This is a genomic window from Pseudomonas sp. Irchel 3H3 (genome assembly GCF_900187635.1).
Classification (GTDB): domain Bacteria; phylum Pseudomonadota; class Gammaproteobacteria; order Pseudomonadales; family Pseudomonadaceae; genus Aquipseudomonas.
The window spans coordinates 86,153-110,554 of the sequence record NZ_FYEC01000018.1; the positions used below are offsets into that span (position 1 = coordinate 86,153).

The 24,402-nt window shown below is 60.3% G+C and carries 20 protein-coding genes and 1 pseudogene; 16 read left to right on the top strand and 5 right to left on the bottom strand.

Annotation, left to right across the window (positions count from 1 at the left end):
- Positions 1-113: 113 nt before the first annotated feature.
- Positions 114-337, bottom strand: a pseudogene (locus CKW24_RS28490) (hypothetical protein).
- A gap of 740 nt (positions 338-1,077) precedes the next feature.
- Between CKW24_RS28490 and CKW24_RS19085 the strand changes: the two are divergent.
- A complete protein-coding gene (locus tag CKW24_RS19085; RefSeq protein ID WP_095169713.1) occupies positions 1,078-3,204 on the top strand; it encodes a TonB-dependent siderophore receptor in 2,127 nt (708 codons plus the stop codon).
- 565 nt (positions 3,205-3,769) lie between these two features.
- On the opposite strand, the gene CKW24_RS19090 is transcribed toward CKW24_RS19085, so the two are convergent.
- Entirely contained in the window at positions 3,770-4,648 is an 879-nt protein-coding gene (locus tag CKW24_RS19090) for a LysR family transcriptional regulator (RefSeq protein ID WP_095169714.1), read from the bottom strand.
- A 132-nt stretch (positions 4,649-4,780) separates the two neighbouring features.
- On the opposite strand from CKW24_RS19090, the gene CKW24_RS19095 reads away from it, so the two are divergent.
- The 11 genes from CKW24_RS19095 to CKW24_RS19145 all read left to right on the top strand — a co-directional run bounded on the left by CKW24_RS19095 (position 4,781) and on the right by CKW24_RS19145 (position 17,919).
- Positions 4,781-5,659: a hydrolase gene (locus CKW24_RS19095; protein ID WP_095169715.1), complete on the top strand. Its 879-nt coding sequence runs from the start codon at positions 4,781-4,783 to the stop codon at positions 5,657-5,659.
- Positions 5,660-5,784: 125 nt separating this feature from the next.
- Positions 5,785-7,353, top strand: coding sequence for an ABC transporter substrate-binding protein (locus tag CKW24_RS19100; protein WP_095169716.1), 1,569 nt, complete (start codon positions 5,785-5,787; stop codon positions 7,351-7,353).
- Positions 7,354-7,364: 11 nt separating this feature from the next.
- Entirely contained in the window at positions 7,365-8,306 is a 942-nt protein-coding gene (locus CKW24_RS19105; RefSeq protein WP_095169717.1) for an ABC transporter permease, read from the top strand.
- Positions 8,303-9,172 carry an ABC transporter permease gene (locus CKW24_RS19110; RefSeq protein ID WP_095169718.1) on the top strand — a complete coding sequence of 290 codons (870 nt, stop codon included), beginning with the start codon at positions 8,303-8,305 and terminating at the stop codon, positions 9,170-9,172. Before CKW24_RS19105 ends, CKW24_RS19110 begins: the two co-directional genes overlap by 4 nt.
- Before the next feature lie 2 nt (positions 9,173-9,174).
- Positions 9,175-10,806, top strand: a complete 1,632-nt coding sequence (locus CKW24_RS19115) for an ABC transporter ATP-binding protein (protein ID WP_095169719.1) — start codon at positions 9,175-9,177, stop codon at positions 10,804-10,806.
- Between the two features lie 130 nt (positions 10,807-10,936).
- On the top strand, positions 10,937-12,217 hold the full coding sequence (locus tag CKW24_RS19120; protein ID WP_095169720.1) for an OprD family porin: 1,281 nt from the start codon (positions 10,937-10,939) through the stop codon (positions 12,215-12,217).
- A 67-nt stretch (positions 12,218-12,284) separates the two neighbouring features.
- Complete coding sequence (locus CKW24_RS19125) at positions 12,285-13,802, top strand: serine hydrolase (protein ID WP_095169721.1); 1,518 nt, start codon at positions 12,285-12,287, stop codon at positions 13,800-13,802.
- Positions 13,799-15,124: an aminotransferase class III-fold pyridoxal phosphate-dependent enzyme gene (locus CKW24_RS19130; protein WP_095169722.1), complete on the top strand. Its 1,326-nt coding sequence runs from the start codon at positions 13,799-13,801 to the stop codon at positions 15,122-15,124. The genes CKW24_RS19125 and CKW24_RS19130 overlap by 4 nt, the downstream gene beginning before the upstream one ends.
- 14 nt (positions 15,125-15,138) lie before the next feature.
- Positions 15,139-16,557 (top strand): aldehyde dehydrogenase family protein, encoded by a 1,419-nt coding sequence (locus CKW24_RS19135; RefSeq protein ID WP_095169742.1) that lies wholly within the window; start codon positions 15,139-15,141, stop codon positions 16,555-16,557.
- Positions 16,558-16,676: 119 nt separating this feature from the next.
- Positions 16,677-17,057 (top strand): hypothetical protein, encoded by a 381-nt coding sequence (locus tag CKW24_RS19140; protein WP_256585503.1) that lies wholly within the window; start codon positions 16,677-16,679, stop codon positions 17,055-17,057.
- Between the two features lie 130 nt (positions 17,058-17,187).
- A complete protein-coding gene (locus CKW24_RS19145; protein ID WP_095169724.1) occupies positions 17,188-17,919 on the top strand; it encodes a CPBP family intramembrane glutamic endopeptidase in 732 nt (243 codons plus the stop codon).
- Positions 17,920-18,042: 123 nt separating this feature from the next.
- On the opposite strand, the gene CKW24_RS19150 is transcribed toward CKW24_RS19145, so the two are convergent.
- Positions 18,043-18,501, bottom strand: a complete 459-nt coding sequence (locus CKW24_RS19150) for a GNAT family N-acetyltransferase (protein WP_095169725.1) — start codon at positions 18,499-18,501, stop codon at positions 18,043-18,045.
- Between the two features lie 329 nt (positions 18,502-18,830).
- Here CKW24_RS19150 and CKW24_RS19155 point away from each other — a divergent pair, with 329 nt between their 5' ends.
- Complete coding sequence (locus CKW24_RS19155; RefSeq protein WP_095169726.1) at positions 18,831-19,730, top strand: alpha/beta fold hydrolase; 900 nt, start codon at positions 18,831-18,833, stop codon at positions 19,728-19,730.
- Between the two features lie 106 nt (positions 19,731-19,836).
- Positions 19,837-21,051: an aldose 1-epimerase family protein gene (locus CKW24_RS19160; RefSeq protein WP_095169727.1), complete on the top strand. Its 1,215-nt coding sequence runs from the start codon at positions 19,837-19,839 to the stop codon at positions 21,049-21,051.
- 27 nt (positions 21,052-21,078) lie between these two features.
- On the opposite strand, the gene CKW24_RS19165 is transcribed toward CKW24_RS19160, so the two are convergent.
- A complete protein-coding gene (locus tag CKW24_RS19165; RefSeq protein ID WP_095169728.1) occupies positions 21,079-21,627 on the bottom strand; it encodes a YdeI/OmpD-associated family protein in 549 nt (182 codons plus the stop codon).
- A gap of 223 nt (positions 21,628-21,850) precedes the next feature.
- Here CKW24_RS19165 and CKW24_RS19170 point away from each other — a divergent pair, with 223 nt between their 5' ends.
- Both CKW24_RS19170 and CKW24_RS19175 read left to right on the top strand, forming a co-directional pair.
- The gene (locus CKW24_RS19170) at positions 21,851-22,567 is read left to right on the top strand and encodes a class I SAM-dependent methyltransferase (protein WP_095169729.1); all 717 of its coding nucleotides are present in this window, start codon (positions 21,851-21,853) and stop codon (positions 22,565-22,567) included.
- Positions 22,568-22,671: 104 nt separating this feature from the next.
- Positions 22,672-22,896 carry a hypothetical protein gene (locus tag CKW24_RS19175; RefSeq protein ID WP_095169730.1) on the top strand — a complete coding sequence of 75 codons (225 nt, stop codon included), beginning with the start codon at positions 22,672-22,674 and terminating at the stop codon, positions 22,894-22,896.
- A 58-nt stretch (positions 22,897-22,954) separates the two neighbouring features.
- Here CKW24_RS19175 and CKW24_RS19180 read toward each other — a convergent pair whose 3' ends face one another.
- Complete coding sequence (locus CKW24_RS19180) at positions 22,955-24,355, bottom strand: PLP-dependent aminotransferase family protein (protein ID WP_095169731.1); 1,401 nt, start codon at positions 24,353-24,355, stop codon at positions 22,955-22,957.
- Positions 24,356-24,402 lie beyond the last annotated feature (47 nt).

Below are 24,402 nucleotides of genomic sequence, written 5' to 3' on the forward strand. Positions count from 1 at the left end.
GCCTAGTGATTCATGTCATTGTCGGTTTCGACCACGGTGAGGTTGGCCTCGGTCACATTGGCTCACCCCAACCAATATGAATTGTTCCTCGTTTCTTAGAGCCCGAATGGCCGTTACTGCAGGGTTGCTTTCACTCTGTCTATGAGCACGGCGAGCGTCAGCTTGATGAATTCTTCATTCCGCTCGATCGTGTCCAGGTCGCCGTGAGCGTTGTCAGCGACGTCGGCTGACCCGTGAACTCCACCCAGTTCGATAGCTCCATGATAGCGGCTTCCAAGGCGGGCTGGTTTTCGTTGATCTTGAACAGTAAGGAAGGGAGCAGATCTGAATTTGTCATCGCGAATCCTCCGTGGAGTTTTCAGCGTAGCAGGGCGGCTGGGGGGATTGTTCGTTCGGCAGGACGCCAGAAGATGGGTTGTGCGGTGTAAATTTCGCACCGCAACTCGTTTGCATCCCGTGAGTTTAAAGGGCTGCAAGGCTTACGTTATACCCGTGTTGCGTTGCAGGTAATGGCTTATCTATTTGATTTTAAAGTGAAAACTATTGGACTTAAAATCCCCCGCTCGTAAGGGCGTGCCGGTTCGATTCCGGCTTCGGCACCATATATATCAAGGGCTTGCGTGATTTTATCGCGCAGGCCCTTGTTCGTTTCTGGTTGAGAAAAAAGCTCATTAAAACTTTTTAATGCCTTCTGCGACCGTCCAGTCCTGGCTGACCAAGTAAATCTGAAACGACTTCCAAAGGGCTCTTTGAGGGTAATGCTGATCAGTTAAGCGACGCAGTTCATTGTGGGAGCGGGCGCCCGCTTGCGGCTTGCTCGCGATGGACTTGAAAGCGCCGCGTATTTATCTACTTACGCGTTATCGTTCACGTCCATCGCGAGCAAGCTCGCTCCCACATAGGGTCTGCAAGCGAGGTGTTCTGGAATTCCTTGATCAGCGATGTGTGCAACCGTAGGTAGCATCCAGAAAATACAAATGCGAATACGTATCAAGATACGACAATGAGGTATACCATACGCCGCGATTTGTTGGCATGTATGCCCTCCCATTTGGCTATTTTCTCAAGGTTTACTAGATGCGTCGTACTCTGGTGTCCATCTGCGTGCTTCAGGCATTCTCCGTGTCCTCCTGGGCAGAAGAAGCCACAACTGAAAAAGCCAGTCTGGAGTTGCAAGCGACTGACATCGTTGGCACAGCAGATTTTGAAACCGCCCTTGGGCCAGTTGACGGTTATCGCGCGACGCGGTCGGCCAGCGCTACGCGCACCGACACTTCGATCCACGAAACGCCACAGTCCATCAGCGTGGTCACCAGGGATGTCGTCGAGGACATCAGTGCGACAAGGTTGCAGGACGCTCTCGATTACGCCGGTGGTGTGGGGCGGGCCAACAATTTCGGCGGACAGGGGCTGACTACCTTTACCGTGCGCGGCTTTACCACCGGGGAGTTCTATCGCAACGGGTTCCCGATCAACCGTGGTTATCCGAACATGCCCGATGCCAACATCATCGAGCGACTGGAAGTGCTGCGAGGGCCGGCGACCATGATCTATGGCCGAGGCGATCCAGGTGGCACCTTCAACGTCATCTCCAAGCAGCCCCTGGCCGTGCCCACTGTGACCCTGGGGAGCCAACTCGACGACCAGGGCATGCAGCGTGGCACGCTGGACGCCTCCGGCCCGTTGGACGAAGAGGGCCGCCTGGCCTATCGCCTGAACGTGGTGGGTGAGGGCGGTGATACCTTCCGCGATCATGTCGAAACCGAACGCTACGGCGTGACCCCGGTGCTGTCCTGGCAGGCCACCGACGAGACCAAGGTGATTTTCGAAGGTGATTTCATGCGCAACAATCACCCGCTCGACCGTGGCCTGACGCGCTATCCAAACCAGATCGGCACGGCCTCGCGCGACACCTTCTTCGGCGAAAAAGACGTTGGCAAACTGCACAACGACAACAACATGGCGCAGCTGCGGTTCGAGCATCTGCTGAGCGATAACTGGACGTTGGGCGGTGGATTCCAATGGCTCGACGGGACCCTGGCGGGGAATGCGGTCGAAGCCAACGGTGTGGCTTCGGACGGGCGCACCCTGGGCCGTAACTTCAATTACCGCAAGCTGGAGTGGACGGACAAGGACACCCAACTCAACCTCACCGGACATTTCACCGCAGGCGGTTTAGATCACACTCTGCTGACCGGCGTCGAGTACGAGGATTACGACTACCAGTCGATCATCCAGCGCTCCAGCGGAGACGCCAGTGCCTATCCGATCGATATCTTCAATCCGGTGTATGGCCAGCCGCGTCCCGCCTTGACCCGCACCCCGACCAACGACAAGGAAAACCTCAAGACCTACGCCGCGTTCATCCAGGATCAGGTGGCCGTGACCGAGCGCTTGCGCGTCCTGGCCGGAGCCCGTTTCGAACGCTTCGAGCATGCCTACCAAACCTTCGTGCCGGCCGGCAGAAGCTGGGAGGCCAGCGACAATGCCGTGACCCCGCGCGTTGGTGTGACCTATGACCTAACCGATACCGTGGCGATTTATGCCGACACGGCGCGCTCGTTCAAGCCCAATACCGGTGCCAGTCGCCAGGGCGGTGGTTTCGAACCGGAAAAGGGCAAGTCCTATGAGCTGGGTATTAAGTGGCAAGCGCTGGACAGTCAATTGAGTGTCGACGCGGCGATCTACCAGATCGAAAAGCGCAACGTACTCACCACCGATCCTGTGGACTCGACGTTCAGCGTGGCGGCAGGCGAGGTGCGCAGCCGTGGTTTGGACCTGAACATCGCCGGCAACCTGACCCCGCAATGGCGGGTGATCGGCGGCTACGCCTATGTCGATGCGCAAGTGACCAAGGACAACGTCATCGAATCCGGCACCCGGCTGATGAACATCCCGCAGAGCAGCTTCAGCCTGCTCAATGTCTACGAGTTCCAGGATGGCGCGCTCAAGGGTCTGGGGCTTGGCACCGGGCTCAAGTACGTCGATGAGCGCGCAGGGCAGACCGCCAACACAGCGTTTTCGATGGGTAGCTACACGGTGGTCGACCTGCTGAGCTACTACAAGGTGAACGACAGGGTCAGGCTCAATCTGGATGTGAAAAACCTGGCGGATGAAGATTATGAGGAGGGGGCGTTCGGCAACGTTTACGCTTATCCAGGGGCGCCGAGAACAGTGCAGGTCGGTATTTCCTACACGTTGTGATTCGATTGAATGGGCGATCTTGCGAATTGTGAAAGCTCAGCACGCAGCACGTCCTGCAGCTAATCGGGCAAAAGCCCCGCTGGCCCTGGCCTGGCGGGGCTTGTTCGTTCTCCTCAGTTCTCATTATTTTTAGTACATTGGCCAGCACATCTGAGTTCGACTCGATCCACGGTTGCCGGTCAGGATGGTCCTGAATCAGATCCGCAAGTTACCCGCCCTGATGAATTCGATGAGTGCTTTCAAGGCAGGTGGCATATGGCGTCGGCTGGAGTAATAAAGAATGAGAAAATGCGAGAAAATGGGCACGGATTTATTTTCAAGATCAGCAGAAAATGCAGAGTCAAATAAATCTGTCCCCTTTTGCTGCTAAAACCGGCCTTTGGCGCAATGTTGTGCCGTTACGCGATCACAGGAACCTGTAGCAGCTGCCGAGCCCGCGAGGCTGCGTTCGGCTGCGAAGCAGCCGCCAGGCCCTACGCCAACCCGGCGAGGACTCCGTCCTCGAACGCAGCCTCGCGAGCTCGGCAGCTGCTACAAGTACTACGCACATCGCGTAACGGTACGGTCACTTCGCCACCGCCGTCATCAGCAGCTTGCGAATCTCCCCGGTAATCGCACTTTTGGTGCCTTGCTCCAGTATCCCCACCCGGCGTACCGCCAAGTCGCCGGGCAGCGGCAGCACTCGCAGGCTGGGGTCCTTGTGCCAGTCGAAGTTTTTCAGCAAGGGCACGATTGCCACGCCGACTTGTTGGCGAACCAGGTCGGCGATGCCGATGATGGAGTTCAGTTCGAGAATTTCCAACGGCTCGACGGACTCACTCTTGATGATTGCCTGCACCTTGCGCCCGACTGCCGTGGACCTGTCGTAGCGAATAAACGGCTGGGTTCTCAGCAGTTCCACGGCGTCGTCAATGCCGGCGGTTTGCGTGGCATTGGCGAGCATGACGATCGGTTCGTTGTAGAGCAGGGTCCAGCTCAGTCCATCGAAGTTTTGCCGTGCGGTCTCGATCAACAGCGCGGCGTCGAGCTTGGCGGCATGCACCAGGTTGACCACTTCGTCGGAGCGGGCAGTCATCAAGTTGACCGATATCCTCGGGTGCAGTTTTTTCAGTTGCACCAGGCAATTGGCGAGCAGGCCCATGCCGGAGGTAATGCCGCCGATGGACACTTCACCCTCCATCGCCACGCCTTCGGGTGCCTCGGCGATCATTTGCTCGTAGTCCGCCAGCAGGCGCTTGGCTTTGGGCAGCAACAACACCCCGTCGCGGCTCAGTTTGATCTGCCGATGACTGCGGTCGAACAGCGGTCGGCGCATCTCTTCTTCGAGTGCGCGCATTTGCTGGCCGACCGCGGCATTGGTCAGGGCCACGCGGTCGGCGGCGGCGGCAAAGCTGCCGTATTCGGCGACGGCGATAAAGGTCTTGAAAAAACGAATACTGCTCATGGAAAGGGCCGTAGTCAGGGGGTATCGCTGCATCGTAAAGGTTTTGTTTACTCAAACTAAAGTTTAATTAGTTTTTCTTTTTATAGCCTCCGCCCAATACTCATTCCCGAACTGACTCGGCGAACTTTCCACATGAGTAATTTAGACACCACTTCAGATAACAACCCCGAACAACTGGCCCTGCGTGCTGCCAAGAGCGTGTATCACCTCGGTGCTACCACCGTGTATTCACACACCGAAGACAGCCGTTTTGCCTACACCCTCTACGTGCCTGAGGCGATTGAAGACAGCAGCCGGCCAGTGGACCTGGTGGTCTCGCTGCACGGCTCGACCCGGGCGATGGAGATCTATCGCAATGGCTTCGCGGAATTTGGCCGTTGGAACGATTGCGTGATTCTGTCCCCACTGTTCCCGGTCGGCGTCCTGGGTGACAACAATGGGGACGGCTACAAGCAGTTGGTCGAGGGCGATATCCGCTACGACCAGGTCCTGCTCGACATGATCGCCGGCGTCGGTAAACGTTATGGTCGGCGCTTCGATACCTTTGCGCTGTTTGGTTATTCCGGTGGCGGACAATTCACTCATCGATTCTGCTACTTGCACCCAGAGAAACTCTGGGCAGCGTCCATCGGTGCGCCGGGATCGGTGACCTTGCTGGATGCCGACCAGGATTGGTGGGTAGGGGTGCGGGACTTCGCGGCGCGATTCGGCAAACCGCTGAACCTGCAAGCCTTGCAGCAACTGCCGGTGCACATGGTGGTGGGTGACTCGGACCTCGAGACCTGGGAGATCACCCACCGCGAAGGCGGCAAGCACTACATGGTCGGTGCCAACGCCGCCGGACGTACACGCCCGGAACGCCTGGCCAGCTTGCAGGCAAGTTTCCAAGCCGCCGGCGTACAGGTGCACTTCGACCTGTTACCCAACGTGGCTCACCAGGGCATCAAGGCCATGCCGGCGGCCCAGGACTTTTTCGCCAAGGTGCTGCGGCACAAGCGCAGCCTTGGCTGATACAGCACTGCAGATGCACTCAGAACAGGCCGTATAACAATAACTAAGGATTCACTCATTCTGATGCCGGTCCTGCCCTGGCCTTCGCCACTGACCGGAATACTTCTTCAAGGAGTCGTTCTCCCGTGAATAATTACGTAAAGACCGCGCTCGTCGTCGCGATGTCGACATGCACAGTGTCCCTTGCCGTTGCGCAAGACAAGGTCATCAATGTGGGTCTCAATGGCGATATCCGCAGCACCGACCCAGGCGTCAACCGCGACGACAATACCGATGCGGTCATGATGCATATCGTCGAAGGGCTGGTGGCGTATCGCGAAGACACCAGCATCGCGCCGATGCTGGCCAGCGCGGTGGATGTCTCGCCGGACGGCCTGCGCTACACCTTCACCCTGCGCGATGGGGTGCACTTTCAAAATGGCCAGTTGTTGACGGCCAAGGACGTGCAATGGACCTGGCAGCGCTACCTTGACCCCAAGACCCAGTGGCGCTGCCTGGCGGAGTTCGATGGCCGTGGCGCGGCCAAGATCGTCGATGTCTCCACCCCCGACGCGCAGACCGTGGTGTTCCAACTGGACCAGGCCAATGGCTTGTTCCTGGCTGCGATGGCCCGCCCGGATTGCACCGGCAGCGGCATTCTGCATCCGGACTCCCTGGCGGCCGATGGCAGTTGGCGCGCCCCGATTGGTACCGGTCCATTCACCTTGGGCAAATGGCAAAAGGGCCAGTACGTCGAGCTGGATCGCTTCAAGGATTACTCCCCGCGGGCCGAGGTCGAGGCGGACGGGTACACCGGCAACAAGCAGGCGTTTGTCGACAAGGTGCGTTTCGAGGTGATCCCCGATTCGGCGTCGGCCAAGGCTGCGCTGCTGTCGGGTGGCGTGGACCTACTGCCGGACGTGACGGCGATGGATGCCGCGGAGCTCAAGAAGGTCAAGAACCTGCAGATCCAGGTCAGCCCGATCATGACCATCAGCGGCCTGTTGTTCCAGACCCGTGACCCACTGCTCAAGGACGTGCGCATTCGTCGTGCGGTGGCGCTGTCCCTGGATTACGCGCAGATGGTGGCGGCGTTGTCCGATGGTTTGTCGGTGGTCAACAACTCGGTGATTCCGACCGCCAGCCCGTACTACGACGCCACTGCGCACCAGGGTTACAGCTACAACCTCGACGAGGCCCGGCGCCTGTTGAAAGAGGCGGGTTACGCCGGTGAAAAGATCCGCATGCTGGTCAACAAGCGCTACCCGCAGATGTTCGACATGGGCTTGCTCAGCCAGGCCATGACCCAGGCGGCGGGGCTCAATATCGAGATGGAGACCCTGGAGTGGGGCACGCAGTTGGAGCGCTACCAGACCGGCAGCTACCAGATGATGTCGTTCTCTTATTCGGGGCGTTTCGACGCGGCGCAAAGCTATGAATCGGTGATCGGCGACAAGCACAAGGAGCCGCGCAAAGTCTGGGACAACCCCGAGGCCCTGGCGATATTGCGTGAGGTCCAGCGCGAGGTTGACCCTGCCAAGCGCCAACCGTTGTTCGACAAGCTGCATACCTTGATGCTCAAGGATGTGCCAATGGTGGCCATCTACAACGGTACCGCCATCGGCGCGATGGGCAAGCGCGTTGAAGGGTACCGCTCCTGGCCCGTTGCCAAGCCGCGCCTGTGGGGCGTGAAGCTGGCCGACACTTCCAAGTAAGGCGTACCACTATGTTTCGATTCATCTTGCACAGGCTCGGCATGGCGGTGCCGACCCTGCTGCTGATCTCGGTGATTGTATTTGCCTTGATCCGCCTGATTCCCGGCGACCCCGCCTTGCTGATGCTGGGCGACATGGCCGACCCGCAAAGCCTCGCCGACATGCGTAGCAGCCTGGGGCTGGACCACTCGGTGCCGACCCAGTACCTGATCTGGATCAAGTCGGTGCTCAGTGGCGACCTTGGGGTGTCCATCAGCAGTCGCCAGCCCGTGTTGGAGTTGCTGGTCGAGCGTTTCAGCGTCAGCGCCACGGTGGTGCTCGTCGCGGTGTTGCTGGCGACCCTGCTCGCGGTACCGGTGGGCTTGCTCGCGGCCTGGAAGCAAAACAGCGCGATGGACCTGGGCCTGGTGGCAACGGCGACCTTGCTGTTGTCGGTGCCAAGCTTCTGGCTGGGCTTGTTGCTGCTGTATGTGTTCGGCATCCAGTTGGGTTGGTTGCCGGTGATCGGCTACGTTGGCTTCTCCAGCGATCCCATGAAGGCGGTGACCTATGTGGTGCTGCCGATCATTACCCTGACCCTGGTGGAATTCGGCGCCATTGCGCGGATGGCACGGGCCAGCACCATTGAAGTGTTGCGCCTGGAGTACATCGCCCATGCACGGGCCAAGGGATTGTCAGAGGGCGCGGTGCTGTGGAATCACGCCCTGCGCAATGCGTTTGCGCCGACCTGGACCCTGATCGGCCTGATCCTGGGCAATCTGCTCGGCGGCATTGCAGTCCTGGAAACCGTGTTCACCTTGCCCGGCATCGGCCGGTTGATGGTCGATGCGATCTTCTCCCGCGACTATCCGGTGCTGCAGGGTTGCCTGCTGCTGATCACCTGCATCTACGTGTTGGTCAACCTGTTGGTGGATCTGGTGTATCCGCTGTTCGATCCAAGGGTGAAGCTATGAACCTCAAGACTCCCGCCTTGCCGAGCGGGCTGGATACCCAGCCTCGACGCAGCTGGCGTTACCCGCCGTTGAATGCCTTGATCGGCGGCAGTTTACTCGCGGCACTGGTATTGCTGGCGTTGCTCGGCGTGGTGTGGACACCTTATGACCCGCTCAAGCTGGACTTGTTGTCGCGCCTGCACGCGCCGAGCGCTGCGCACTGGCTGGGCACCGACGAGTTCGGCCGTGACGTGTTCAGCCGCTTGATCATTGGGGCACGCACCAGCCTGTGGATCAGCCTGCTCTCGGTGAGCGTGGCGGTTATCTGCGGCACAGTGATCGGCATGCTCGCCGGTTATCTGCGCGGCTGGACCGACCGCGTGCTGATGATGCTCAACGATGCGCTGCTGGCGTTTCCCGGGATCCTCATGGCCCTGGGTATCATGGCGATCGTGGGTGCCAGCCAGTACGGAATCGTGCTCGCCCTGGGCATCGCCTACACCCCCTCGGTGGTCCGGGTGGTGCGTGGCAGCGTGTTGTCGTTGCGTGAGCTGGAGTTCATCGAGGCCTCACGGGTGATCGGCAACTCAGAGCTGTACACCATGTTCCGCCACATCACCCCCAACTGCCTGGCGCCGTTGTGTGTGTTGGCCACCAGCATGTTCGGCTGGGCCTTGCTCTCGGAGAGCGCGCTGAGCTTCCTTGGCCTGGGCGTGCCACCGCCGGCTGCCACCTGGGGCAGCATGCTCTCGGCAAGCCGCACCTACATCTCGACGGCACCGTGGCTGGGGATCTTCCCGGGCATCTTTATCAGCCTGACGTTGCTGGCTATCAATCTGTTCGGCGATGCCTTGCGCGATCGTCTCGACCCGCGCATGAGGAAATGAGCATGAGCGTTTCAGTGCCACTACTGGCCGTTGAAAATCTACAGATTCGTGTCGGTACAGACGGTCCGCTGGCTGTCGACGACTTCAGCTTCACCATGGCTCCCGGGGAAATCGTTGCACTGGTGGGCGAGTCCGGCAGTGGCAAGACCATGGCTGCACGCGCGGCCATTGGCTTGCTGCCAGCGCCGATGAACGTGTGTGGCGGGCAAATCATCTTCCAGGGTGAACCGTTGGAGCCCGGCAATGCCAAGGCGATGCGTGGGGTGCGCGGCGCGCGGATCGGCATGGTGTTCCAGGAACCGATGGTCTCGCTCAACCCCGCGCTGACCATTGGCCGGCAGATGAGCGAGGCGCTCAAGTTGCACACCGAGTTGGACGCGGCGACGATCCGTCAGCGTTGCAGCGATATGCTGCAGCGCATCGGTATCAAGGACGCCGAGAAATGCCTGGCATCCTATCCGCACCAGTTCTCCGGTGGCATGCGCCAACGCATCATGCTCGCCTCGGTGATGCTGCTGCGCCCGGCACTGTTGATTGCTGACGAGCCGACCACGGCACTCGATTGCCTGGCACAACTGGACGTGATCGAGTTGATGCTGGAGCTGACCCGCGAGCAGGGCACTGCCATTCTGTTCATCAGCCATGACCTGTCCCTGGTGGCGCGTTATGCCCACAAGGTGGTGGTGATGCGTGCGGGCAAGGCGGTGGAGCAGGGCCGGATCGAAGACATCCTGTTCGCGCCGAAGGCCGACTACACCCGCCAGTTGCTTGAAGCGCTGCCACGGCGCGGCGCGCTGGTGCCATTGCCAGCGGCCGAAAGTGCGCTGTTGCAGGTTCAGGATGTGTGCATCGAACATCCGGGTCCGCGCAGCTTTTGGGGGCGCAGCGTGCCCAAGCGGGTGGTGCATTCGGTGAACCTGAGCATCGCACCGGGCGAGACCCTGGCCTTGGTCGGTGGCAGTGGTTCGGGCAAGACCACCCTCGGCCGTGCCGTGGTCGGGTTGGTTACGCCATGCGCCGGGTCGATCCTGTTCCAGGGCGTGGATATCCTCAAGGCCGCCAACCGTGCGCATCGCCTGCAATGCCAGATGATTTTCCAGGACCCGTATTCATCCCTCGATCCGCGCATGACCGTGGGCCAGATCATCGCCGAACCACTGCGCTATGAACCGGGCCTGACGGCTGCGCAAAAACGCCAGCGGGTCACCGACACACTGCTCGACGTGGGCTTGCCCGAGCAGTTCCGTGAGCGTTTTGCCCATCAACTCTCGGGTGGCCAGCGCCAGCGCGTGGCGATTGGCCGAGCGCTGGTCCGGCGGCCGAAACTGGTGATTGCCGACGAGCCGATTTCGGCGTTGGACATGACCATTCAAAAGCAGATTCTGGAGTTGTTCGAACGCCTGCAGCGCCAATACGGGTTCGCCTGCCTGTTCATTTCCCACGACCTGTCGGCGGTGGAGCGCATTGCCCATCGCGTGGCAGTGATGAACCAGGGTGAGGTGGTGGAAATGGGCCCGCGCGAGAGGATTTTCGACACTCCACAACACCCTTACACCCGCCGGCTGCTCGCGGCGGCCAGCCCCTTGGAAAAACGTGCGGATGGCAGTTACCGCCTCCGTGCCAGCGTGATTTAGGTACTGCAACACCCCAGGCCTGTGCCTTGCAAACCCACCCTTCGTCAATCGCTGATTGGCGAAGCAGGCGAAGCCATGGTCGAAGAAAACAAAAACAACTCCACTCAACCTGTCTGCCAGGAACCTACACATGAATATCCGCTTCAACACAGTCCTCGCCAGTGCCAGTGTCATGGGCGCCGGTTTCATGCCCTTGTTTGCCCAGGCTGACTTCGTCGCCGACAGCAAGGCTGCGCTTGAACTGAAGAACTATTACTTCAACCGCGACTATCGCGAGTCCAGCGGCCAGAGCAAGCGCGCCGAGTGGGCACAGGGGTTCACCCTCAACGTCCAATCGGGTTTTACCGAAGGCACTGTCGGTTTTGGCCTCGACGCGGTCGGCATGTTCGGGATGAAGCTCGATTCGAGCCCGGACAACTCGGGCACCGGGCTGTTGTCCCGCTCAAGCGTCGCCGAACCGGGTGCTCCCAGCTATGCCCGCCGTGCCCACGACAACTACTCCAAGCTCGGCGTCACCGGCAAGGCGCGCCTGGCGCAAAGCGAGCTGCGTGTGGGCTATATGGTGCCTGACCTGCCCACCCTGCAACCGAACCTCAGTCGTCTGTTCCCGCAGAGTTTCAGCGGCACCGCGCTGACCTCCAGGGACATCGACCAGTTGACCCTGACCGTGGGTCAATTGGATCAGGTCAAGCAGCGCGATTCGACCAACTACGAAGACATGGGCCTCACCAGCCAGTACGGCGCGTACAAAAGCAGCGCCAAAAGCGATGAGTTCCGCTACGCCGGCGGTGAGTACAAGCTGACGCCTAACACCATCGCCACCTACCAGTTCGCGCAATTGGAGAGCTTGTACCGCCAGCACTACCTGGGCTTGAAAAACAGCTTCAAGTGGGGCCCCGGCACGTTCAAGACGGACGTCCGCTACTTCGACGCGAGCGAAGATGCCGCAGGGCTGGCCGGCAAAGTCGATAACCGTGCGTTGAGTACGCGTGTGGGCTATGGCCTGCATGGCCACAACCTGAGTGGCGGTTACCAGGAGCAGTACGGTTCGACGCCGTTCACCTATGTCGACGGCACCAACACGTACCTGTTCACCGAGTACCAACTGGCGAACTTCTCCCAGACCGGCGAGCGCGTCTGGCACGCCCGCTATGACTATGACTTCGCCACGCTGGGCATTCCCGGCCTGCTGTTCTCGACCCGTTATGCCAAGGGCGACAACGCCAAGGTCATTGGCTTCGACGGCGAAGGGCGCGAGTGGGAACGCGATTTGAGTCTCGGCTATGTCGTGCAGAGCGGCACTTTCAAGGACGTGTCGCTGCGTTGGCAGAACGCTAGCGCCACCAGCAACTTCGCCCGTGACACCAATGAAAACCGAGTGATCGTCGGCTACACCGTGGCGCTCTGGTAGCAGTGACGGCGTGCAGCAGGGGCAGCCTGTTGCACGCCCTGGCAATGGAAATGAGGGGATAGATCAGATGACGAGTTTGCCGTTGCGGCGGGCATTGCCCAGCCAACAACGCGTATCGGCGCGTGGCGTGAGTGATTTCATCGATGCGGTGAACGCTGCGGGCCTTCAGTTGCACAGTTTCATGCTGTACCGCGACGGTGCGGTGGTGGCTGAAGCATTTTGGGCGCCTTACCGTGCCGACCGACTCCATGTGCAGCATTCGGCAACCAAGAGCTGGGTGTCCATGGCCATTGGGCTATTGGTTGATGACGGCGTGCTGTCACTGGAGGCCAAGGTGGTGGATTTTTTCGCCGCCGACTGCCCGAAACCGGTCAGCGCCAACCTGGCCGCCATGACCGTGGGCGATTTGCTGACCATGCGCACCGGGCATCGCCAGGGTATTTCTGGCGGGGCCTGGCGGGGGCGCAGTGAAAGTTGGGTGAAGTTGTTCCTCAATGAGCCGGTTGCAGACCTGCCAGGGCAGCACTTCATCTACAGCAGCGCGTCGAGCTTCATGCTCTCGGCCATTGTCAGCGTGGTCAGCGGCCAAACGGCGTTCGAGTTGTGCAACACCCGTCTGTTCCAACCCATGGGCATGGGCCGCATCGAGTGGGACCTGGCACCGGGTGGCTTCAACACGGGTGGCAATGGCTTGAGTTGCAGCACCGAGGATTTGCTCAAGTTCGGCGTGCTGCACTTGCAGCAAGGTAACTGGGAGGGGCAACAATTACTTTCCAGAGAGTGGGTGGCGCAGGCCACGCGCGGGCACGTCGACGATGTATGGATGGGTGCCTTCGATGGCAAGCGCTACCTGGGTCGCGACGAGTCGAGCAACGCAGCTGTGACGCGCCGCGAGGGCTATGGCTACCAGTGGTGGATGACCCTGCACGGTGGCTATTACGCCTCCGGGGTGTTTGGCCAGCAGTGCATTGTGCTGCCGCAACACAACGCGGTGATTGCGTTTACCGCAGGGCTGCCATTGGGTGAAAGGCGCCTGCATAGCCTGCTGTGGGAGCACCTGGTGCCGGCGTTGGGCGTGCCCGGCGACTGCGCGGCAGATGCCGATCTTGCCGCGAAGTTGGCCAATCAACGGCGGCCGGTTATGACTGGTGCGTCGGCCTCGCCGCGTCAGGCGCAGTTCAGCGGCACGTTTGTGATGGAGGCCAATGAAGATCAGGTCAGCACGATACGCCTGGAGTTTGGCCCCGACCATTGCGACTTTTACCTCACCGACCCGCGTGGCACCCACTGCATTCGCGCAGGCCTGGCCGACGGTATCGAAAGCCAGACCAGCATGACCGGACACTACTTACATCACCAATACCAGCCGCAAATCACCCCGGTGGTGGCGCAGGCGCGCTGGACCGAGGACGGCGCGTTGAGCATGACCTGGCAATTTGTCGAAACCGCCTTTTGTGACCACGTCACTTGCCGCATCGAGCGCGGCAGCTTGTCTGTGGACCGCCGCGTCAACGTTAACGCTGGCCCGTTGCAGCGCCCGACGCTGACCGGCCATCCAACCAGTACTTTGCAGGAGTCGCTATGAACGATCTATCCAACCCATCAGGTTCCCGGTCCAGCGCGTTCTGGGCACCGTTTACCCCGATGCGCCAGTTCCAGCAGCAACCGATGATGTTCGCCAGCGCCGACGGCATGTACTACACCACCACCGATGGCCGACGGGTACTCGATGCGATGGCGGGGTTGTGGTGCGTCAACGCCGGACATGGCCAGGCCAAAATCGTCGAGGCGATTCGCGAAGCGGCGGGGCGCCTGGACTTTGTCTCCTCATTCAAGATGAGCCATCCCCACGCCCTGGAGATGGCTGAGCGTTTGATCGAGATCAGCCCGGCCGGCATCGAGCAGGTGTTCTTCACTAACTCAGGTTCCGAGGCGGTCGACACGTCGCTGAAGATTGCCCGGGCGTATCACCAGGCCCGAGGCGACAGCCGCCGGACCAAGTTTATCGGGCGGGCCAAGGGTTACCACGGCATGGGCTTTGGCGGGCTGTCGGTGTCGGGTATCGGCCGGCAGAAACGTGAGTTTGGCCCGCTGCTGGGGGAGGTGTCACACCTGCCGCTGCCTTACGACGCGCAGATGCGTTTCAGCGCGGGACTGCCACAGCACGGCGCCAGTTATGCCGATGCGCTGTCACAACTGCTGGAGATCCAGGACCCGAGCAGCGTGGCCGCGGTGATCGTTGAGCCCGTGACCGGCTCCGGCGGTGTCTACCCGCCGCCCCAGGGGTACTTGCAACGCCTGCGCGAGATTTGCACCCGGCACGGCGTGCTGTTGATTTTCGACGAAGTGATTACCGGCTTTGGCCGTGTCGGGGCCAGCTTTGCCGCTCAAGCCTTCGGCGTGACACCGGACCTGATCACCACGGCTAAAGGCCTGACCAACGGCGCCGTACCCATGGGCGGTGTGCTGGTCAGTGGCGCGGTGTATGAGGCGTTCATGGCCGGGCCAACCAATGTCATCGAGCTGATGCACGGCTACACCTATTCGGCGCATCCATTGGCGTGTGCGGCCGGGTTGGCGACCATCGAGTTGCATCGTGAATTGGGCATCAATCAACACGTCAACGCGGTCAGCGGGCTCTGGCAGTCAGCCGCGCTGACGCTGCGCGGTGTTGGCCCGGTGCTCGACGTACGCACCGTCGGTTTGCTCTGCGCCGTCGAACTCGAACCGCGCCCCGGTGCCGCCGGTGCACGTGGCAGCGAAGTGGCGCAGTGGTGCTTCGAGCACGGCGTACTGGTGCGCGGCTCGGGCGATACCATCGTGATTTCGCCGCCGCTGGTGATCAGCCCGCAGGAGATCGCCCAGGTGTTCGACACCTTGGCGGATGCGTTGCAACAGGTCGCCTGATGGGAGTCGATGGCATGTCCGATTTGTTTGAGTTCTACATCGACGGCGCCTGGGTCAAACCCCATGGCGAAACCGTCGAAACAGTGGTGAACCCGTCCACCGAGCAGGCGGTGGCGCGCATCATCCTCGGTGACGCGCAGGATGTGGACCGTGCAGTCAGTGCGGCCCGCCAGGCGTTCCCGGCGTTTGCCGCGAGTTCGCTGCAAGCGCGTATCGACCTGCTGCAGCGCATTATCGAAGGCTACCAACGCCACAGCGAAGCGTTGATCGAAGCGGTTCACCTGGAGATGGGCGCGCCGCTGTCCCTGGCCCGCAGCGCCCATGTGCCGGCGGGACTGGGCCATCTGACGCAGGCGCTGCAGGTGTTGCGCGAGTACCGCTTCGAACGGCGCCTGGGCAATACGCTGGTGGTGCGCGAGCCGATTGGCGTATGCGCCCTGATCACGCCCTGGAACTGGCCGCTCAATCAACTCACCTGCAAGCTCGCGCCCGCCCTCGCGGTGGGTTGCACCGTGGTCCTCAAGCCGAGTGAGCGCGCGCCGCTGTCGGCGCTGATCCTCGCGCAAATCCTGCATGAGGCCGGGGTGCCCCAAGGCGTGTTCAACCTGGTCAACGGCGACGGCCCTGGCGTGGGTACCGCGCTGGCACGCCATGCCGACGTGGACATGGTGTCCTTTACCGGCTCGACCGGCGCTGGCGTTGCCGTGGCGAAGGCGGCGGCCGATACGGTCAAGCGGGTGTCCCAGGAGCTGGGCGGCAAATCGGCGAACATCCTGCTGGACGATGCCGTCCTGTCCGACGCGGTGCGTCACGGGGTCTTGGGGTGTATCCGCAACAGTGGCCAGTCGTGCAATGCGCCGACGCGCCTGCTGGTGCCCCGCGCCCAGCAACAGGCGGTGATTGATATCGCCAGGGACGTGCTGGCGCAGGTGTGCTTCGACGACAGTAACCCGGCGTCAGCCATCGGCCCGGTGGCGAACGCCGTGCAGTTCGAGCGTGTACAGGCGATGATCGCGCAGGCGATTGGCGAGGGTTCGCGATTGGTCGCCGGAGGGTTGGGCCGGCCGCAAGGGGTTGAGCGCGGCTACTACGTACAACCGACGATTTTTGCCGACGTCACCCCGGATATGCGGGTGGCACGCGAAGAAATCTTCGGTCCGGTCCTGGCGATCATGCCGTACGACAGCGAAGCCGAGGCCATAGCCATTGCCAACGACAGCCTTTACGGTTTGTCGGGGTACGTCACCTCGGCGAGCCTGGATCGCAGTCGCGCGGTGGCCCGCCAACTGCGTACCGGGATGGTCCACATCAACGGCGCGCGTGCTGACCAGGCCGCGCCGTTTGGCGGCTATAAACAGTCGGGCAATGGACGTGAGTGGGGTGAGCAGGGGTTTGACGAGTACCTGGAGAGCAAGTCGATGTTCGGCTACTAGCGGCTTGAGGCGTGTGCCAAGGGGGGACTATCAAGGTCCTGATTAACCTTCTTGCTTGCAACCCTTGTGGTTAAATGGCAAGTCCAGGCCATCGGTGGTAGGGATAGAGTTGTATGGGAATGGAAAGCACCGTCTTGGCATTCTTGAGGCGCTATCGGTACTGGTTACTGGCGTTGATGATCGCGGCCGCCCTGGTAAACGCCTTTGTGCGTTTTGCCGGGGATGGACCGAATTTCTTTGGCGCGCTGCTGGTGCACGGATGGCTTATCCAGGCAGTCTTTGCGTACTGTCGCGGCGGTTGGGTCGCGCTTGGCCCAGGTGGATTATCCAAAGATGCGAACCCCATGGGCCGAGCCGCGTTAGCCGCAACCGCATTTGGATTTTACTTGCTGGCGTTCACCTACGATGGCTCACTGCGCGATGACTCGGTGCATGAAAGAACCGATGCAGACTGGACGATGCCTACCCGGGAGGAGTTCCGGCAGGCGAAGGAGCAATAGCCAGCGGGTACCTCGTCGACAAACGCTGCGACGGTTCACTCCGTTGACAGCCAAGCAGGGATAAACACAGTCTCAGCTTGCTGCGCAGCGCCTACCCTCAACATTTGCTTCGCATCCCATGGACGGCCAAATGATCGCAGAAGGACTTTCGCTACTCATCGACTACGGTATTTACCTGCTTCCAGGTCTTTGCCTCTGTGCCCTGTGGTTCTGGCTGACACCGAAGACGCAGCCAGGTCTACGCATTGTGATCCTGCTGCTGACCTTCGTACTGATGCGCGATGTGATGACCCCGCTGCGCTTATGGTCCCTGAGTGGCGGCGTGCAGATCGGCTTTATTTCAAATCCATTGGTCCTGGCCACGCTAGGCGTTCTGTCGCTGGCGATCATCGCCGCTCTGGCACGGATCGCCCCCGAGTTATGGAAACTCGTGGTCTGGCGCAAGGGCAACCTGGCCGCGGGACTTGCCCTGGGCATCGCTGCCGGCTGTGCGATCGGTGTCCCGCTGCGGCTCTATCAAGGCACCGATGTCGGCGAGATAGCAGGGTACTGGCCTTGGTTGCTGGGCATGGTCGTGCTGGCCTACGGCGGCAACGCGCTGGAAGAGGTGCTGTTTCGCGGGTTCCTGCAAGGACACCTCGAACAGCACACTTGTGCACTACGAGCAGCCCTGATCAGTGCTATCGCCTTCGCCGCCTGCCATTCGTTCCTGGCACTGAGCGTGACCCGGATTGGCTGGCCGATTTTACTGTTCACGCTGGTCGAGGGGCTGGTCTGTGCTTTGGTGCGCATGCGCTATGGCGTAAGTGCTGCCATAGCCGCACATGGGACGGCGATAGTGCTGATTGCCTTGCCCATGTAGTTGATTGCCGAGGGGGAGTGCTGATAGCCAGCAAGCGACCCGGACTGCGGGGAAAACGCAGCGTCACGCCAGCGTTTTACTATTGATGAAAAAGCAGCGGCGGAAATTCGAAGTCGGCTTTAACTATAAACTCCGTGACATGAGGCAGTGCTCTTTCCCCCAAACCTCAAAGCGCTCCAACACCTCCCAACCGAGCTTGGTGTAATAATTGCTCTGGCTGTGGGTGTGCAAATACAAAGTAGTGAATCCTGCATCCCTTGCATGGCCGCAGATGCCTTCGATCAACTGCGTTGCGAGCCCCCTGCGTCGAGCCTCAGGCGTGATGAAAACACAGGCAAGCCATGGGCCTAGATCTGGCCGGTCAGCTAGGTCGCTACTGGCAAGCGAAGCGCCACCTAGCAACTGGCCTCGTTCCGTTGCGATCAGGCACTTCCAACGGCCATCACGCTGTCCATCAGAGAATTCGCGTTGCCAACTCGAAAGAGATTGCTGCGCAAACTCGTAACTGAATTCCCGATAAATCCATTCGGCCATGACGCCGCATTTGTCCATTTGAGTATCGAGCCAATCTACTCGCAGCATCTGAAACACTCCTTATGTATTCGTCCTACAGGTAGGGTTTGGGGATAATAAATCTGTCCCCTTTTTGAACTCTCCGCGCCGATGATGCCAGATAGCGCTTTTACACACTCTGGGCCGATTTCTGCCGGTCGTGACCGGTAGCTGTCGACCCAAAACGGACACTAAGGATTGCATGAGAGGATAGTTTCCCGGCGCCTTCGTGCGCCGTATAGTGGCGATATTTTGTCGGTCAAAGGAATGGCTATGTACCCCTCAAGCTGCCTACTCGTCGGTGTGATTGGCGACTGTGATATCGCATATTTTTCGCATTGCGCTAAAAGGGCAACGCCATGCGTTTGAGAATGATCCTTGCCGGGATCGGCACAACGTTGGCGCTGGTGTCTGCATCGCCAGCCCAGGCTGCGCCCCTGCCGCCAGGAGCGATCAAACAGGGTGGTATTTCGGTGCTGGTCCAAGGCTCGGGACCAGACATCATATTGATTCCGGGATTGGCGTCGTCTTACGAAGTGTGGGCTGATTTGGCCTCCAGACTACAGCAGAGCCACCGTCTTCATCTGGTACAGGTAGCTGGCTTTGCCGGCTCGCCTGCCGTATCCGATCCAGGCGGGAAAGTAGTAGCGCCGACGGCCGAGGCGATCGCTGAATATATCCGCAGCCAGCGCATCGAGGCCCCGGCCATCATTGGCCATTCGTTGGGCGGTGAGGTGGCACTGATGCTGGGTGCTCGTCATCCCGACCAAGTTGGACGCCTGATGATTGTCGATGCGCTGCCCTTTTATGCGTTGCTGTTTGACCCTTCGGCGACCAGTGAAGCGGCGACCCCGCAGGCTGCTGCGATGCGCGATGCAATGTTAGCGGCAACGGCTGAACAGGCGGAAGTCATGCAGCATGCATCCATCGCCCGTCTCGCCAAAACTGAAGCGGTCAGGCCTGGCTTGGCCGCGGCGGGAACAAGCTCGGACCGCAAGACCGTGGCCGATGCCATGCATGAGCTGATGGTCACCGACCTGCGGCCTGAGCTTGGACGCATCAGGGTGCCGGTCGAGGTCGTCTATGCCTACGACTTGCTTTACGGCGTAGATGCGACCCAGGTTGATGCAATGTTCCGTAACGCCTATGTCTCGACCCCAAACATCAGTTTCAGGCGCATTGATGGCAGCTTTCACTTCGTCATGCTTGACCAGCCAGAACTGTTCGCCAGTGCTGTCTTCAAGTTCCTGGACCAGTAAGCGGCGGCAGTGGGTTGTCAGGGATAATAAATCTGTCCCTTTTTAAGCTTGCTGAAACGATTCATCAAGTTTATAAAAAGGCACAACTCCAAGAAAGGCTGCCGCCATGACCCCGCTCAAACTCGTTGTTGCCCTCAGCGCACTGTCCGCTGCCTCCCACGCCATGGCCTGGGATTACGTTCTGCTCGACACCGACAAAGCCGCCCAGAACTGGCAGATCACCAGCCAGCAGCTCGGCATAAAAACCGACAAACCCTTCAGCGTTACCCTGCGCACCTTGCACGGCGGTCGGCAGGAGGGTGTCAGCATTGTCGACATCGATAACGGCACGATGAAACTCTCGGTAGTGCCGACTCGCGGCATGAACGTCTTGCAGGCCTCGGTCGGTGATGTGCGCATGGGCTGGGATTCGCCGGTCAAGGAAGTGGTCAATCCGTCCTTCATCGAACTCAATGGCCGCGGTGGCCTGGGCTGGCTGGAAGGTTTCAATGAGCTGGTTACCCGCTGCGGATATGAATGGGTCGGCCACCCCGGCGTCGACAACGGCGAGCTGCTGACCCTGCACGGTCGGGCCGCGAACATTCCTGCGAACAAAGTCACCCTGCACATCGATGAGAAACCACCGTACGCCATCACCCTGCGCGGTGAACTGAAAGAGCAGGCGTTCAAGAAGGTCGACTTCTCGGTCGCGACCGAACTGGTCACCGAACCCGGCAGCGTAGTGTTCGCCCTCAACGACACTCTGACCAACAACGGCGACTATCCCAAGGAATACCAGGCGCTGTATCACAGTAACTTCAGTACCCCGTTCCTGGAGCAGGGCGCTCGTTTCGCCGCGCCGGTAAAACAGGTGTCGCCGTTCAACGACAAGGCCAAGGGTGATCTGCCCGATTGGCAAACCTACCGCGCACCAACCAAGGACTACGACGAAACGGTTTACAACGTGGTGCCGTATGCCGATGCCAAGGGCGATACGTTGACTGTGTTGCATAACAAGGCCGGTAGCCTGGGCGTTGCGGTCGGCTTCAATACTCAGACACTGCCGGTGTTTTCCCTGTGGAAAAACACCGATACCCAGGGCCAGGGCTATGTCACGGGGCTGGAGCCGGGGACAAGTTTTTCCTACAACCGTCGTTATCAGCGGCCACTGAACCTGGTCCCGACAATTGCGCCGAAGGAGCACAAGCAGTTTCGCATCAGCTACAGCTTGTTGGCGGATAAGGCGGCAGTGGATAAGGCCTTGAAGCAAGTGAGCGAGATTCAGGGTGGGCGGGAGACTGAGGTGCGGCAGACGCCGTTGGTTGATCTGACCAAGGGCTGACGCCAGGGATAATAGATCCGTCCCCTTTTAGACGGCCTCGGGCGCGCGAAAGGCCTTACTGTAATAGCCGGACTGGTCGAAACAGCAAACGTGCTTCTTGCCGGACGCGAGCATGTCGCAGGCATCACTGATTCGTTTTGCGCGCGTCTTGAGTTGCTTGGCTGAAGTGATCCAGTGTATCCAGTCGACTCGGGCGATGGTCGTCGTATCCCTCCAGACTTTATGAGCCTCTGGAGCGGCTGCCAGTGCCTCCTGAAGATCTGGCGGGATGTCAGGTTCGGGTTCCTCCTTCACAGGAGTGAGTTCGAGTGCAACGACATCCCCAACGGCCGCGCCTGCGGCTTTGAGTAACGCTCTACTGACCTGCAGCCAATGGCTCAGTTGACCATCCGGCTCAAGGGTTGCCTGGAAAGGGTGCCCATTGATTGTGCCTTCAACTGTCGTCCTTCCTCGCCTCGGCAACTGTTCACTCGCGTCTCTTGGCAGTACCAAGAACGCCCACGACGTATCATTGCCAGGCTTCGCCGGACGAAGAAGCGTTGCTTCGAATCGGGATTTCACATCGACTGTTGTCATTGCCACGCCTCCAACTGATACGTCTGGAAAGTCGACGCTACCGACTCGTCACGAGGCTGTCCAGCGGCTGTTGATGGCCGCTGGTTGTCCTTCGCATCGTGCAACTAACGCCTCACAAGAACCCGCCCCGAACATTCCTTTGAGGAATGCCTCTTATAAAATTAATGAATTTTTCTTATCAGATTATCTGGCGTAGCTTGATTCAAGGACACGGAGAACCGCCTTGAAATCATCCCCTCTGAACTCAGCTGAAAAATTCGATACTTCACGGGCTAATGAGTACGCACGCCAGAGCCGTATCGCATTAGCCGGGTATGACGCCTGCCAGGATCTTGCTGCGTGCATGCTGGCGGCAAGCCTGGGCAATGCGCGTTCGGCGAAAATACTGGTGGTTGGCGCGGGTGGTACGGCTCAGGAGATTATTGCGATGGCAGCGCTGGAGCCGACCTGGTGCTTCACTGCCGTTGATCCATCCGAGCCGATGCTCGAGGCTGCGGCGCAGCAGTTGCAGGCAAACAATCTGCTTGAGCGAACCAGCCTGCATCTCGGCCATGTTGAAGACCTGGTTGCGGATGAGTCATACGACGCAGCGACCTTGATCGGGGTGCTCCATCATCTCGAGGGGGATGCTGCGAAGCGACAGATTTTACGCTCCATTCGGGCTCATCTAAAGCCGGGTGCGCCGTTGATTGTCGCCGGCAATCAATATGCTTATGCCAGCCAGCCGTTATTGCTTGCGGCCTGGGGGCAACGGTGGCGACAGCATGGCGCCAGCGCGGATGAAGTGAAGGCCAAGCTGGGGAAAATCCTTCAGGGTGCCGACCCACCCCATTCCGAGGCGGCGGTTCAACAATTGATGTTTGACGCCGGATTCGCAGACGCTACGCGTTTCTTCAGTAGTCTGTTCTGGGGTGCCTGGCTAACACGCAAAACTATTTGAACGGCAGCGATAGGTTGTGGTTTCTTGCCAATCGAGGGAGCCTGCGCCTTGGTGTGTCAGTGGGGCTTGGGTTAGGATTGCCGGGTTTTTCAAGGATGAAACCGATGAAGTACCTCAAGGCCCTGAACGCCGCCGCAGAGCGTTTTCTAAGCAGGTTTACGCGCAAGCAGTTTCTCTTTGCCGCGATTGCGGTGACGGCACTCAATTATTTGCTGGCCTATACCGTCCCAGGGTACAGGTCCATCTATCTAGCCATGATCGGTGGCTGGTTGTTCGGCATGATTTTCGCGGGATTTCATTCTGCCAAGAGCGCCGAGAGCGAGTCATGAATGGCTGGCACTGCGCACGCTCAACGTCGGCGACGCCGCTGCTTTTGACTCCATCCTTCTAGATAATTTGCGCCAGGCGCAGCGCCACCGCTGTTGCCTGTTCGGCACTGGTGATGTTGGTGAAGCCGAGCACCAGGCCATGCCTGGGCTCGGCTTCCAGGTACCACTGCGATAGCGGCTCGACGGCGATGCCAACGGACCGGGCACGCTGTGCCAACTGGTTGTCATCACCTTCGCGAAGACCCACCACCAGGTGCATGCCGCCGGCCTGGGGGTTGATCAACAGGCGGTCACCCATTTGTTGTTGCAGTGCCTCCACCAGCCATTGGCGGCGGTGGGCGTAGAGGCTGCGCATTTTTTTCAGGTGCCGGGCGAAGTGCCCCTCGTTGAGGAATGCCGTGACGGTTGCCTGCAGGAGGTGCGGGCAGTGGTTATGCAGTCGGTCTGCCTGGCGGGCGAACGCTTCGCTCTGGTCGGCCGGTACCACCAGGTAGGCCAGGCGCAGGCCTGGAAACAGCACTTTGCTGAAGGTCCCGGTGTAGAGCACGCGACCTTGTTGGTCGAGGCTCTTGAGGGCGGGCAGGGGTTTGCCCTGGTAGCGGTATTCGCTGTCGTAATCGTCCTCGATGATCCAGTTGCCACGGCGGTTGGCCCAGTCCAGCAGGGCCAGGCGCCGTGGCAGTGACAGCGACACACCGAGCGGGCTTTGGTGGGTCGGCGTGACCACGGCGAAGCGGGCATCCGGGGCGCGGCGGATGCCCTGTGCGACGTCAAGTCCCTGGTCATCCACGGGCACCGGCACCAACTGTGCGCCGGCTTCCAGCAGGGCGTTGCGGGCCATGAAGTAGCCGGGTTCTTCCAGCCAGCAGGTATCGCCAGGCTGCATGAGGGTGTGGCTGATCAGGTCCAGGCACGCGCGATAACCGGCGCAGACGAATATCTGCTCAGGGCGGCAGGTGATGCCGCGGGAGATGCCCAGGTAGGTGGCGATGGCCGCGCGCAACGGCGCATGGCCACGTGGGTCCGGGTAGACCAGCCCCTCGAGGCCGGCCTGGCGCAACTGGCGGCCCGCCAGCCGAGTCCAGAGCTTGCGCGGAAAGGCATCCAGCGCGGGCAGGCCCATCTGCAGGGCGAGCGGCTGCGTCCCGCTGTGGGTGGCCTGGTATGCGGTTGAAGGCAGCGGGGGCTGATGGATGGGCGAGGAAACGGCGGCCAGGTGAGGGGTGACCACCGTCCCTGCGGCCCCGCGAGCTGTCAGGTAACCCTCGCCAATCAGTAACTGGTACGCCGCTTCGACGGTGCCGCGCGCCAGGTTCAGCTCCGCCGCCAGTGCGCGAACGGCAGGCACCCGGTCTCCCGGGCGCAGGCGACCGTCGGCGATCGATTCACGAAATCGCTGATACAGCTGGCGATAGATGGGGGCTGGTTGGCAGCGATCCAGTTGGAAGGGCGGAATCATGGCCTAGTCATTTATGCATTTTTCGGCCCTGTAGCTTAAGCCATTAC